Annotated in this window: 12 protein-coding genes; 9 read left to right on the top strand and 3 right to left on the bottom strand. The window is 59.7% G+C overall.

The annotated features are described in order from the left end of the window. Positions 1-18 precede the first annotated feature (18 nt). A complete protein-coding gene (locus JY391_RS14525) occupies positions 19-1,302 on the bottom strand; it encodes a putative acyl-CoA thioester hydrolase (RefSeq protein WP_060569934.1) in 1,284 nt (427 codons plus the stop codon). Positions 1,303-1,524: 222 nt separating this feature from the next. Here JY391_RS14525 and hutI point away from each other — a divergent pair, with 222 nt between their 5' ends. From hutI to hutH, 5 genes are all read left to right on the top strand, one after another. Continuing rightward, positions 1,525-2,748 carry an imidazolonepropionase gene (gene hutI, locus JY391_RS14520; RefSeq protein ID WP_211934512.1) on the top strand — a complete coding sequence of 408 codons (1,224 nt, stop codon included), beginning with the start codon at positions 1,525-1,527 and terminating at the stop codon, positions 2,746-2,748. After that, complete coding sequence (gene hutG, locus JY391_RS14515) at positions 2,745-3,686, top strand: formimidoylglutamase (protein ID WP_181821740.1); 942 nt, start codon at positions 2,745-2,747, stop codon at positions 3,684-3,686. The genes hutI and hutG overlap by 4 nt, the downstream gene beginning before the upstream one ends. Before the next feature lie 54 nt (positions 3,687-3,740). After that, entirely contained in the window at positions 3,741-4,466 is a 726-nt protein-coding gene (locus JY391_RS14510) for a histidine utilization repressor (RefSeq protein WP_211934511.1), read from the top strand. A 168-nt stretch (positions 4,467-4,634) separates the two neighbouring features. Next, on the top strand, positions 4,635-6,320 hold the full coding sequence (gene hutU, locus JY391_RS14505) for a urocanate hydratase (RefSeq protein ID WP_205611789.1): 1,686 nt from the start codon (positions 4,635-4,637) through the stop codon (positions 6,318-6,320). A gap of 1 nt (position 6,321) precedes the next feature. Beyond that, positions 6,322-7,842 carry a histidine ammonia-lyase gene (hutH, locus tag JY391_RS14500; protein WP_211934510.1) on the top strand — a complete coding sequence of 507 codons (1,521 nt, stop codon included), beginning with the start codon at positions 6,322-6,324 and terminating at the stop codon, positions 7,840-7,842. Positions 7,843-7,887: 45 nt separating this feature from the next. Here the strand turns inward: hutH and JY391_RS14495 are convergent, their stop codons facing one another. Together JY391_RS14495 and bioA are read right to left on the bottom strand one after the other, a co-directional pair. Further along, positions 7,888-8,364: a kinase inhibitor gene (locus JY391_RS14495; RefSeq protein ID WP_211934509.1), complete on the bottom strand. Its 477-nt coding sequence runs from the start codon at positions 8,362-8,364 to the stop codon at positions 7,888-7,890. Positions 8,365-8,420: 56 nt separating this feature from the next. Further along, on the bottom strand, positions 8,421-9,710 hold the full coding sequence (gene bioA / locus JY391_RS14490) for an adenosylmethionine--8-amino-7-oxononanoate transaminase (protein WP_181821736.1): 1,290 nt from the start codon (positions 9,708-9,710) through the stop codon (positions 8,421-8,423). A 76-nt stretch (positions 9,711-9,786) separates the two neighbouring features. Here bioA and bioB point away from each other — a divergent pair, with 76 nt between their 5' ends. Genes bioB through bioD form a run of 4 tightly spaced genes read left to right on the top strand, consistent with a single transcriptional unit; the run spans position 9,787 to position 13,399 of the window. Then, positions 9,787-10,827 carry a biotin synthase BioB gene (gene bioB / locus JY391_RS14485; protein ID WP_211934508.1) on the top strand — a complete coding sequence of 347 codons (1,041 nt, stop codon included), beginning with the start codon at positions 9,787-9,789 and terminating at the stop codon, positions 10,825-10,827. Then, entirely contained in the window at positions 10,824-11,981 is a 1,158-nt protein-coding gene (bioF, locus tag JY391_RS14480; protein WP_211934507.1) for an 8-amino-7-oxononanoate synthase, read from the top strand. The genes bioB and bioF overlap by 4 nt, the downstream gene beginning before the upstream one ends. After that, entirely contained in the window at positions 11,965-12,720 is a 756-nt protein-coding gene (gene bioC / locus JY391_RS14475; protein ID WP_211934506.1) for a malonyl-ACP O-methyltransferase BioC, read from the top strand. Before bioF ends, bioC begins: the two co-directional genes overlap by 17 nt. Further along, a complete protein-coding gene (gene bioD, locus JY391_RS14470; RefSeq protein ID WP_211934505.1) occupies positions 12,713-13,399 on the top strand; it encodes a dethiobiotin synthase in 687 nt (228 codons plus the stop codon). The genes bioC and bioD overlap by 8 nt, the downstream gene beginning before the upstream one ends. The last annotated feature ends 244 nt before the right edge of the window (positions 13,400-13,643 follow it).

Genomic DNA, 13,643 nt, shown 5'->3' with positions numbered 1-13,643 from the left:
ATTATCCGGCCTGCGTTGTTACTGCTTCGGCTCTGCCACCACTTTACTGCCCACGCCGCGGTTATTGTATTCCCACATGCGGTTAAAGTTGGTGTCGTTCAGGTTACGCTGAATCTCGCCTTTATCATCCTGCGCCCCGGTGTTACCGGCGAACGGACGTTTAGAGATCACCGCGTCAGCCCACGGCGTCGCGCGATTAAAGCCTTCGTTGATCACGCTGTCGCGGATCACCACCTGACCATTGGTATTGCTGTCGACATCCAGCGAACGGCCTAACTGCGCCACGCCGTCACCGGCGGCGGTAAAGCGGCTGTTGGTCGCAAGGAAGCCGTAATAGATGTTAGATAAGGTTGCCGGTGCGAAGACATATGCTTCCTGCTGGGTACGAGAGTTGACCACGCGGAAATCGGTGTTATCAAACACCACCGCGCCACGCCCGGAAACGATATCCACGTCGCCTTCGATATAGCTATTGGTCACCAGCGTACGTGGTTGACGATCGTTGACCAGGCGGTTTTGCACGCCGCTGTTGGTGACAAAGAATGTGTTCTGGCGACCCAGAATATTCACATTGTTGATCTGCACTTTGTCGCCATCGCTGCGAAGCGCCACGGCAGGGTGATTACCCGCATCCACGCTGTCGCCGAGATTGTTCTCAACGGTCAGGTTCTGCAACTGCAGGCCGTTGTTCTGCGACCACAATACCGCGGAACACATCATGCCAATGGTCGCGCCGCGTTTGCTCTGGCAGTTATCGAACATATACCAGGCTGGTTTGCCGGGCATGTATTTGCCTCCCGGATTGACGACGCGGCGCCAGTCGGCAGTGCTCATCTCACCGTCAATCGCCGCGCCAATTTTGACGTCCAGCGGTTTCTCGCCGGTACCGTAAAGCGTCAGGCTGCCCGGCGCGGCAGGAATGTACACGGTGCCCTGGTAGTCGCCCGGCATAATCGCAATGTACTGACGTTTATTTGTACGGGTTGTGATCGCCGCATCGACCGCCGCCTGGATAGTGGTGTGCGTCACGCCCTGGGTTCCTGCCGGCCCCACCACAAAGTCAGGCTGCGCCGGCAGGGTAATTGCCGACGGCGTCCACGGCGCGGTGTTTGGCGTCAGCGACGAAAAATACGTTTTCGCGACAAAATTCTGCGCTTCACTGGCCGATAAAATCGGGCGCGAGGCGGTCCCCGGCGCGGTTTGATCGGAAGGGATTTGGTCTGGTGGCGTAGAGCTACAGGCGGTCAGCGTCACGCCAAAAGCCAGTGCCAGCGCCAGACGGGAAACTGATGATGTGTTCACGAGTTGCTCCGGGCTAATTAAGTGTCCATTGAAGCCTGCTTTTTTATACTAAGTTGAACGAAACGGGAAGGTGAAAAGGCAAAAAGTTGTTTTTTAACTCAGCATTAGCGGATTCTTCGCGTTTTGAAGTCACAATTAAGTAACATTTTTGACCCGGAAGATTGACTTCCCCGCGGCGATCTCAAATAAATGTCTATACAACCTAAGACAAGTGGAGAAAGCATGTCGCAACAGTTACCCGGGGATAAGGTCTGGCGAAATCTCCGTCTCGCTACGCTGGATCCGCACATCGACGCCCCGTATGGGATACTTGAACATCATGCGCTGATTATTCGCGGCGAAAAAATCCTGTCTGTTATTCCTGAAGCCGAACTGCCGACCCGCCATGCTAATACCGCCAACCTTGAGGGCCGACTGGTTACCCCCGGTCTGATTGACTGCCACACGCATCTGATTTTTGGCGGCAACCGCGCCAGTGAATGGGAGCAGCGGTTGAACGGCGTCTCGTATCAGCAGATCAGCGCTCAGGGCGGCGGCATTAACGCCACGGTGTCAGCGACCCGGACGGCGACAGAAGATGTGCTTTACCGCGTCGCCAGAGACAGAATGCAGCGTTTAGCCCGTGAAGGGGTAACGCTACTGGAAATAAAATCCGGCTACGGACTGGATATCGCCAGCGAAGAAAAGATGCTGCGCGTGGCTGCCCGACTGGCGGCCGACGGAATGATGGAGATCAGCCCTACGCTGCTGGCGGCGCACGCCACCCCGCAGGAATTTCGCGACGATCCTGACGGCTATATCGACCTTGTCTGCGACGTCATTTTGCCGCAGCTATGGCAAAAAGGGCTGTTTGAAGCGGTCGATCTGTTCTGCGAAAGCGTTGGCTTTACGCTTGCGCAAAGCGAACGGGTGCTTCGCGCGGCGCAGGCGCTGGGTATACCGGTAAAAGGGCACGTGGAGCAGTTGTCTCTGCTCGGCGGCGCGCAGTTGGTCAGCCGCTATCGTGGACTGTCTGCCGATCATATTGAGTATCTGGACGAGGCGGGCGTGGCGGCGATGCACCGCAGCGGCACTGTCGGCGTGCTGCTGCCGGGGGCGTTTTATTTCCTGAAAGAGAAACAGACTCCTCCCGTTGGACTGCTTCGCCGCTACGGCGTGCCGATGGCGGTGGCGAGCGACTTTAATCCCGGCACCAGCCCGTTTATCAGCCTGCACCTGGCGATGAATATGGCCTGCGTGCAGTTTGGCCTGACGCCGGAAGAAGCCTGGGCGGGAGTTACGCGCCACGCCGCGCGCGCGCTGGGTCGCCAGTCGACGCACGGTCAACTTACGGCCGGTTATAGGGCGGATTTCGCGATCTGGGATGCGGAACATCCGGTAGAGATCGTGTACGAACCGGGGCGCAACCCGCTGTTTCAACGCGTCTTTCGGGGGGATATCGTATGACGCAATGGCAACCCGTTTCCCCTGCGCTGTGGCAGGGACGTGATGATCGCGCGGAGGCGGCGAATGCGCTGCGTCTGTGTCAGACCATCGAAATAAGCCGGACGTTTTCGCCCGGGCATTATCGTGACCGGATTGCGCTGCTGGGCTTTGCCTGTGATGAAGGCGTTAAGCGTAACCACGGACGCCCCGGCGCCGCTGGCGCCCCGGACGCGCTGCGTAAAGCGCTGGCGAATCTCGCCTGCCACGCCGGGCATGAGCGACTGGTGGATATGGGCAATATTCTGGCGCCAGGCGCGGATCTGGAAGGGGCGCAACAGGCGTTAAGGGATGCGGTACATCGCTGCCAGCAGGCGGGTGTGCGCACCTTTGTACTCGGTGGGGGGCATGAGACGGCGTTCGGGCATGGCGCGGGTGTTTATGATGCTTTTGCGGCTGAACGCATCGGAATTATCAATCTTGACGCTCACCTGGATCTGCGTTTCGCCGGACGCCCCAGTTCTGGTACGCCGTTTCGCCAACTGGCGCAACTGTGCGACCAGCAGCAGCGTGGGTTTCACTATGCCTGCTTTGGCGTCAGCCGGGCGGCAAATACCCAGGCGCTGTGGGATGAGGCGCAAACCCGCCGGGTGACAGTAGTTGAAGATCTCTATTGCGATGACGCGCAGGCGACGCTTGCGGCGTTTATCGGACGGGTCGATAAAATTTATCTCACCGTCGATCTCGACGTGCTTCCCGGCGCGGCGATGCCTGCGGTTTCAGCACCCGCCGCGCTGGGAGTACCGCTGTCGACCCTGCTGCGGCTGATAGAGCCGATTTGTCGCAGCGGCAAGCTTCAGGCGGTGGATATGGTTGAATTTAATCCGCGCTTTGATAATGATGGCAGCGCGGCGCGCGTTGCGGCGCGGCTTGGCTGGCAGATCGTTTACTGGTGGCAATAAGCCATTAGCGACGGCTTCCGTCAATCCTGGTTTGATGAAAAGGTAAATGTACGCATGAATGTCCTTCGACCCCGCGCGACACCCGCGCCGTATTATGAAACGGTAAAACGGGCGATCAGCGAGAAGATCGCCAGCGGCGTCTGGCAGCCGCACGATCGCATTCCGTCTGAAGCGGAGCTGGTGACGCAATACGGCTACAGCCGGATGACCATTAACCGCGCACTGCGCGAGCTGACCGACGAAGGGCTGTTGGTGCGGTTACAAGGGGTTGGAACCTTTGTCGCCGAGCCAAAAGGCCAGTCGGCGCTGTTCGAGATTCGCAGTATCGCGGATGAAATCACTGCCCGTTCGCATCAGCACCGTTGCGACGTGCGGGTGCTGGAAAGAAGCCCCGCGAATGCCCTACAGGCGGCCGCGCTGAAGATCAACGAAGGCAGCGATATTTTTCATTCCGTGATGGTGCACTTCGAAAATGAATTGCCGGTACAAATTGAAGATCGCATCGTCAATGCACAGGTGGTGCCCGACTATCTGGCGCAGGATTACAGCCAGACCACGCCGCACGCTTATCTGTCGTTGATCGCCCCGCTCACGGAAGGGGAGCACATTGTGGAAGCGGTTCGTGCCAGCGCCGAAGAGTCTGCGTTATTAACCATCAACGAAACCGAACCCTGCCTGTTGATCCGCCGTACCACCTGGTCAGCCACGCAAATTGTCTCCCACGCGCGGCTGCTTTTCCCCGGTTCCCGTTACCGCTTGCAGGGCCATTTCTCTTCCTGACCCTGCGTCCTGGAAAGCGTGATTGCTGACGCAATATGATAAAAATGTATCTTTTCTGTTAAATTCAGCCTTGTTATGTCTTGTATAGACAAGTATATGTTTATGCCATAGCTGAATCATTCCCTACGTCGGTATCGTCAGGTCCGGCCCTTCAGGAGAGGCAGTGTTATGTCATATAGCAAATACCGTCAGCAGACGATCCGCGCGCCGCGGGGAACCACCTTAACGGCCAAAAGTTGGTTAAGCGAAGCGCCGCTGCGTATGTTAATGAACAACCTGGATCCGGATGTTGCCGAAAATCCCTATGAGCTGGTGGTCTACGGCGGCATTGGTCGGGTGGCCCGCAACTGGGACTGTTTTGACGCCATTGTTAAGGCGCTGACTGCGCTGGAGGACGATGAAACCCTGCTGGTGCAGTCCGGTAAGCCGGTCGGCGTATTTAAGACCCACCGCAACGCGCCGCGCGTGCTGATCGCCAATTCCAATCTGGTTCCTCACTGGGCCACCTGGGAACATTTTAACGAACTGGATGCGAAAGGGCTGGCGATGTACGGCCAGATGACCGCCGGGAGCTGGATCTACATAGGCAGTCAGGGAATTGTGCAGGGTACGTATGAAACGTTTGTCGAAGCGGGGCGCCAACATTATCACGGCGAGTTGCGCGGACGCTGGGTGCTGACGGCGGGACTCGGCGGCATGGGCGGCGCGCAGCCGTTAGCGGCGACCCTGGCGGGGGCCTGTTCCCTGAATATTGAATGCCAGCAGAGTCGTATCGATTTTCGCCTGCGCACCCGCTATGTTGATGAGCAGGCGACCTCGCTGGACGACGCGCTGGCGCGCATCGAAAACTACACCCGTGAAGGCCGCGCGGTGTCTGTCGCCCTGTGCGCTAACGCCGCGGACGTGCTGCCCGAGCTGGTAAAACGCGGCGTGCGTCCGGATCTGGTGACTGACCAGACCAGCGCTCACGATCCGCTGCACGGCTATCTGCCTTCCGGCTGGGACTGGCAGACATACCAGCAGAAGGCGGTTTCCGATCCGCAGGGAACCGTCGAAGCCGCAAAGCGCTCTATGGCGAAGCACGTGCAGGCCATGCTGGCATTTCACAGGATGGGGGTGCCCACGTTTGATTACGGCAACAATATTCGTCAGATGGCGAAAGAGATGGGCGTGGACAACGCCTTTGATTTCCCCGGTTTTGTACCCGCCTATATTCGTCCGCTGTTCTGCCGCGGCATCGGCCCGTTCCGTTGGGTGGCGCTCTCCGGCGATCCTGAGGATATTTATAAAACCGACGCCAAAGTGAAAGAGATCGTCGCGGACGATGCGCACCTGCATCGCTGGCTGGACATGGCCCGCGAGCGGATCCGCTTTCAGGGGCTTCCGGCGCGCATCTGTTGGGTCGGGCTGTCGTTACGTCAAAAGATCGGACTGGCGTTTAACGACATGGTGCGTCGCGGCGAACTTTCCGCGCCGATTGTCATTGGTCGCGACCACCTGGACTCCGGCTCCGTTGCCAGTCCGAACCGTGAAACGGAAGCGATGCGCGACGGCTCCGACGCGGTGTCCGACTGGCCGCTGCTTAACGCGTTACTCAATACCGCCAGTGGCGCGACCTGGGTGTCGCTGCATCACGGCGGCGGCGTCGGCATGGGCTTCTCGCAGCATGCCGGGATGGTGATTGTGTGCGACGGCAGCGATGACGCCGCGGAGCGAATCGCCCGCGTGCTGCACAACGATCCAGCGACCGGCGTGATGCGCCATGCCGACGCGGGTTATGAGATCGCCATTGAGTGCGCCGCTGAACACCAGCTTAATCTGCCGATGGTTGCGGCAACCCAGGAGAAACGCTGATATGAACACCTTGACCTTAACGCCGGGGCAGCTCACTTTTTCGCAGCTTTGTGATGTCTGGCGGCAGCCGGTCAGGCTGACGCTTGATGCCAGCGCCATCGACGGCATTCATGCCAGCGTCGCCTGCGTGAACACGATTGTGGCGGAGGGGCGCACGGCCTACGGCATTAATACCGGCTTTGGCCTGCTGGCCCAGACGCGGATCGCCGATCACGATCTGCAAAATCTTCAGCGCGCGCTGGTGCTGTCACATGCCGCAGGGGTTGGCGAAGCGCTGGATGATGCGATGGTGCGCCTGATCATGGTGCTGAAGATCAACAGCCTGGCGCGCGGGTTTTCCGGTATCCGTCTGTGCGTGATCGAGGCGCTGATCGCGCTGGTAAACGCCGAGGTCTATCCGCTGATCCCGGCGAAAGGCTCGGTGGGCGCATCGGGGGATTTAGCGCCGCTGGCGCACCTGTCGCTTACTCTGCTCGGCGAGGGAAAAGCGCGCGTTCAGGGGGAATGGCTACCGGCCAAAGAGGCGCTGAAAAAAGCCGGGCTGGCGCCGCTGACCCTGGCGGCGAAAGAGGGATTAGCGCTGCTCAATGGCACTCAGGCGTCAACGGCGTTCGCGCTGCGCGGCCTGTTTGAAGCCCAGGAACTGTTTGCCTCCGCCGTGGTTTGCGGCGCATTAACCACTGAAGCGGTGCTGGGATCGCGCCGTCCGTTTGACGCGCGGATCCATGCCGCACGGGGGCAGCCTGGACAAATTGACGCGGCGGCGCTGTACCGTCATGTGCTAACGGAAACCAGCGCGCTGTCGCAGTCGCACCATAACTGCGACAAAGTGCAGGATCCGTATTCACTGCGTTGTCAGCCGCAGGTGATGGGCGCGTGTCTGACCCAGATGCGTCAGGTGAGAGAGGTTTTGCTGATCGAAGCCAACGCGGTGTCCGATAACCCGCTGGTTTTTGCGCAGCAGGGGGATGTCATCTCCGGCGGTAATTTTCACGCCGAACCGGTGGCGATGGCGGCAGACAACCTGGCGCTGGCGATTGCCGAAATCGGCGCGCTCGCTGAGCGTCGAATTGCGTTGATGATGGATAAACACATGTCGCAACTGCCGCCGTTCCTGGTAAAAAATGGCGGCGTGAACTCCGGCTTTATGATTGCCCAGGTGACGGCGGCGGCGCTGGCCAGCGAGAACAAGGCGCTGGCGCATCCGCACAGCGTTGACAGTCTGCCAACCTCAGCGAATCAGGAAGATCATGTGTCGATGGCGCCGGCGGCAGGGCGCAGGCTGTGGGAGATGGCGGCCAATACCCGCGGCGTGTTGGCGGTCGAGTGGCTGGCGGCCTGTCAGGGGATCGATCTGCGCGACGGACTGACATCCAGTCCGCTTCTTGAGCAGGCGCGCGCGGCGTTACGCGAGCAGGTTGCCCACTATACCGACGACCGTTTCTTTGCCCCGGACATAGAATGCGCGACCGAACTGCTGGCGCAGGAAGCGCTGCTGCGTTTAGTGCCGGACTTTCTGTAAGGAGTACCGGATGGCGGCACGTTAGCGTCGCCATCCGTTATCAGGTTAACTGAACATGGCGGTGATCGACGCGCTGGCGAGCGCGTGGAAATGGACGTTAAAGCCGACCATCGCGCCGCTGGCCTCTTCATCGACCTCGATACGATCCACGTCCAGCGCATGAACTGTAAAGATATAGCGGTGCGTTTCGCCTTTTGGCGGCGCGGCGCCGCCGTAGCCTGCTTTACCGAAATCGGTGCGGGTCTGCACCACGCCGTCCGGTTGCGCCACCAGACCGGAGCCGAAACCCTGGGTCAGAACGCGGGTGTCGGCGGGTAAATTCGCTACGCCCCAGTGCCACCAGCCGGAGCCGGTGGGCGCATCGGGGTCGAAACAGGTCACGACAAAACTTTTCGTTCCTGCCGGAACGTCATCCCAGGCCAGATGCGGCGAAATATTATCGCCGTCGTAACCCATGCCGTTAAAAACGTGACGCAGCGGAAGCTTATCGCCGTCGCGGAAATCGTTACTGATGAGTTTCATGCTGATTCCTCCCTTAACCAAAAAGTTTAGCCAGAAACGTTTTAGTTTACCGCCAATTAAACGCGAAAAAATGTTTCTTCGCGCACAGCTTCGTTAACCGCCTGCGTCAGACAACGCAGTTGCTCCGGCTGGATAATGTACGGCGGCATCAGGTAGATGAGTTTGCCGAACGGACGCACCCAGACGCCCCGCTGGACAAAGAATTTTTGCAGCGCCGCCATATTGACCGGATGAGTGGTTTCCACCACGCCGATCGCGCCGAGCACGCGTACGTCCGCGACCCATGGCGAATCTGCCGCCGCGGCCAGTTCGGCACGCAGTTGCGCTTCAATGGCCGCCACCTGCTGCTGCCAGTCGCCGGATGCCAGCAACGTCAGGCTGGCGTTTGCCGCCGCGCAGGCCAGCGGGTTAGCCATAAATGTCGGGCCGTGCATAAAACACCCGGCGTCGCCGTTGCTGATAGTGTCGGCGATCTGGCGGGTGGCGAGGGTGGCGGAAAGGGTCATCGTGCCGCCGGTGAGCGCTTTACCCAGACAGAGAATATCCGGCGATACCCCGGCGTGCTCGCAGGCAAACAGTTTGCCGGTGCGGCCAAAACCGGTGGCGATCTCGTCGGCGATCAGCAGGATGCCTTCCCGATCACACATCTTACGGATGCGCTGCAGCCACTGGGGATGGTACATGCGCATTCCGCCCGCGCCCTGGACGATGGGTTCGAGGATCACTGCGGCGATCTCATGCCGGTGTGCGGCCATCAGGCGGGCGAACGCCACCATATCGCGCTCATCCCATTCGCCGCCCATCCGGCTTTGCGGCGCCGGGGCAAACAGGTTTTCCGGCAGATAGCCCTTCCACAGGCTGTGCATGGAGTTGTCCGGATCGCAGACTGACATGGCGCCGAACGTGTCGCCGTGATAGCCGTTGCGAAACGTCAGGAAACGCTGTCGCGATTCGCCTTTTGCCTGCCAGTATTGCAGCGCCATTTTCATCGCCACTTCAACGGCCACGGAACCGGAATCCGCAAGGAAAACGCACGCCAGGGGCTCGGGCGTCATCGCCACCAGTTTACGGCACAGGTCGATGGCCGGTGCATGGGTAATGCCGCCAAACATCACGTGCGACATGGCGTCAATTTGCGTTTTCATCGCCGCGTTGAGTACGGGATGGTTGTAGCCGTGGATCGCCGCCCACCACGACGACATGCCGTCAATGAGGTGTTCGCCGCTGGTGAGGATCAGTTCGCAACCTTCCGCGCGCGCGACCGGATACACCGGTAGCGGAGAGGTCATGGAGGTATAAGGGTGCCAGATATGGCGCCGATCGAAAGCGAGATCGTCCGTTGTCATAATCGACTTGTAAACCAAATTAAAAACATTTAGGTTTACGAGTCTACACGGTTCTCACAACAAAACGTAGAAAATTATGACCAAACATTCTCGCTGGACGCTGTCGCAAGTCACCGAATTATTTGAAAAACCGCTGCTGGATCTGCTCTTTGAAGCCCAGCAAATCCACCGTCAGCATTTTGATCCTCGCCAGGTGCAGGTCAGTACATTGCTGTCGATTAAAACCGGCGCCTGCCCGGAGGATTGCAAATATTGCCCACAAAGCTCGCGCTATAAAACCGGGCTGGAAGCAGAGCGCCTGATGGAGGTCGAACAGGTACTGGATTCGGCGCGTAAGGCGAAAAACGCCGGGTCCACCCGTTTCTGTATGGGGGCGGCGTGGAAGAACCCTCACGAGCGCGACATGCCGTATCTTGAGCAAATGGTGCAGGGGGTGAAGGCGATGGGGCTGGAAGCCTGTATGACCCTCGGCACCCTGAGCGAAGCGCAGGCGCAGCGGCTGGCGGCGGCGGGGCTGGATTACTACAACCACAACCTCGACACTTCGCCGGAGTTCTACGGCAATATCATCACCACCCGTTCTTATCAGGAGCGTCTGGATACGCTGGATAAAGTGCGCAATGCCGGGATCAAGGTCTGCTCCGGCGGGATTGTCGGGCTGGGCGAAACAGTGAACGATCGCGCCGGTCTGCTGCTGCAACTGGCGAATCTGCCCACTCCGCCGGAAAGCGTGCCGATCAACATGCTGGTGAAGGTCAAGGGGACGCCGCTGGCCGATAACGACGATGTGGACGCATTTGACTTCATCCGCACGATCGCGGTGGCGCGCATTATGATGCCCACCTCGTACGTGCGTCTCTCTGCCGGTCGCGAGCAGATGAACGAACAAACCCAGGCAATGTGCTTCATGGCGGGCGCGAACTCTATCTTTTACGGCTGCAAGCTGTTGACCACGCCGAACCCGGAAGAAGATAAAGACTTACAGCTGTTCCGTAAGCTCGGACTGAACCCGCAGCAAACCGCCGTGCTGGCAGGGGATAACGAGCAGCAGCAGCGGCTGGAGCAGGCGCTGATGACCCCGGATACCGACGCCTGGTACAACGCGGCAGCGGTATGAGCTGGCAGCAAAAAATCGACGATGCGCTAAACGCGCGTCGTTCAGCGGATGCCCTGCGTCGTCGTTACGCGGTTGAGCAGGGCGCGGGCCGCTGGCTGATGACCGGCGATCGCCGCTTTCTCAACTTTTCCAGCAACGACTATCTGGGCTTAAGCCACCATCCGCAGATTATTCATGCCTGGCAACAGGGGGCGGAACGCTTCGGCGTAGGCAGCGGCGGCTCCGGCCACGTCAGCGGTTATACCGTTGCGCATCAACACGTTGAAGAAGAGCTGGCGGACTGGTTGGGTTACCCGCGCGCGCTGCTGTTTATCTCAGGTTTTGCCGCTAATCAGGCGGTCATTGCCGCGTTGATGGCAAAGGACGATCGGATTGTCGCCGATCGCCTCAGCCATGCCTCGTTGCTGGAGGCGGCAAGCCTTAGTCCGGCGCCGCTTCGCCGTTTTACCCATAACGATACCCGGCATCTGACGCGACTGCTCGATGCCCCCTGTCCGGGGCAACAACTGGTGGTCACTGAAGGCGTATTCAGTATGGATGGCGACAGCGCGCCGCTGGCGGAGATCCAGCGTGCGGCAGCGCGGCGCAACGCCTGGCTGCTGGTGGACGATGCCCACGGCATTGGCGTCTGCGGCGAAGAAGGGCGCGGCAGCTGCTGGCGGCAGCAGGTGCGACCAGAACTGCTGGTCGTGACCTTTGGTAAAGGCTTTGGCGTCAGCGGCGCGGCGATATTGTGTTCAGCCCCCGTGGCGGATTATCTGCTGCAATTTGCCCGACACCTGATCTACAGCACCAGCATGCCGCCTGCTCAGGCGCAGGCGATCCGGGCCTCCCTTGCGGTGATCCGCAGCGAAGAAGGCGACGCGCGCCGGGCGAAACTGGCGGCGCTCATCGCACGCTTTCGTCGCGGCGTAGACCGCAGCCGTTACCGACTGGGGGAATCGCACAGCGCGATCCAGCCGCTGATCGTTGGCGATAACGCGCGGGCGCTGCATCTGGCGGAAACCCTGCGCAGCCGTGGCTGCTGGGCGACGGCAATTCGTCCGCCAACGGTGCCTGCGGGGACGGCGCGTTTGCGCCTGACCCTCACCCAGGCGCACGAGCGTGAAGACATTGACCGTCTGCTGGAGGTGCTAAATGACGCAGGTGAATAAACAGGCCATCGCGGCGGCGTTTGGCCGTGCGGCGACGTGTTATGAACAACACGCCACGCTGCAACGGTTGAGCGCGGACGCGCTGCTGGCGCAGTTACCGCAGCAAAGCTATGGGCAGGTGCTGGACGCCGGCTGTGGTCCTGGCCGGTTGAGCCGTTACTGGCGTGAGCAGGGCAGCCAGGTCACCGCGCTGGATTTGTCCTCACCCATGCTTGACGAGGCGCGGCGGCGTAATACGGCGCACCACTATCTTGCCGGAGATATCGAATCGCTGCCGTTGGCGAGTGCGACGTTCGATCTCGCCTGGAGTAATCTCGCCGTTCAGTGGTGCAACGATTTACACGGCGCGCTGAGCGAACTTTATCGGGTGGTGCGTCCCGGCGGCAGAGTGGCGTTCACAACGCTGGCGAAAGGGTCGCTGCCGGAGCTGCATCAGGCATGGCGGGCAGTTGATAACCAAACCCATGCTAATCGGTTCTTACCGCAGGCGGCGCTGCGCGATGCCCTGCGCGGCTGGCGTAGCGAAAGCCATCTGCACACGTTGACCCTGTGGTTTGACGATGCGCTGAGCGCGATGCGTTCGCTGAAGGGGATTGGGGCCACGCATCTGCACGAAGGACGTGTACCGCGCGTGCTCACCCGTGCGCAACTGCAAAAAGTGCAGTTGGCCTGGCCTCAACAACAGGGAAAGTATCCGCTCACCTACCATCTTTTTGCAGGAGTTATTGAACGTGATTAAACGCTATTTTGTTACCGGTACTGATACCGAGGTCGGGAAAACCGTCGCCAGTAGCGCTTTGCTCCAGGCGGCAGGCAAAATGGGGCTGCGCACGGCCGGGTATAAGCCGGTTGCCTCCGGCAGCGAAATGACGCCGGAAGGGTTGCGCAACAGCGATGCGCTGGCGCTCCAGCGTAGCAGCAGCCTGCCGCTGGACTACGCGGCAGTGAATCCTTATACCTTCGCCGAGCCGACCTCGCCGCACATCATCAGCGCCGGAGAGGGCAGACCGATTCAAACCGATGTGATGTCAGCCGGGCTACGGGCGCTGGAAACCTGCGCGGAGTGGGTGCTGGTGGAAGGCGCGGGCGGCTGGTTCACGCCGCTGACAGAGGACGTTACGTTTGCCGACTGGGTGCAGGCGGAACAACTGCCGGTGATTTTAGTGGTCGGCGTGAAGCTGGGGTGTATTAACCATGCGATGCTCACCGCGCAGGCCATTCAGCAGGCCGGGCTGACGTTAGCCGGCTGGGTGGCGAATGACGTCCAGCCGCCGGGTAAACGCCACCGCGAGTATATGGCGACGCTGGCGCGGGTTATTCCCGCGCCTTTAATCGGGGAAATCCCCTGGCTTGGCGCTGAAGCGCAAACCGTCGCAACAGGACAATATCTGGATCTCACGCTTTTGACAGGAGAGTAAATGGCGATTTTGCGAGCAATGTCGCCTGCGACAGGCCGTTTCGTTAGCTGATAAAAATCAAAATTTAGCGATAATTTTTTTTTATTGTCCTGAAATCCGTCAACGAGGGGAAATTGCCAGGCGGCAGACCGTGTGGGCTGGAAGCAGTTATCCACTATTCCTGTGGATAACCTTGTGTATTAGAGTTAGAAAACGCAGGGTAAGCGAGAGAATACGCGGCTTCCAGCCAAATTGATGCGAAAGA

Origin of the sequence: Citrobacter sedlakii, assembly GCF_018128425.1 — a bacterium.
GTDB classification, from domain to species: Bacteria; Pseudomonadota; Gammaproteobacteria; order Enterobacterales; family Enterobacteriaceae; genus Citrobacter_A; species Citrobacter_A sedlakii.
The sequence above is the reverse complement of the archived record's forward strand: the minus strand, read 5'-3'. Positions and strand labels throughout refer to the sequence as shown.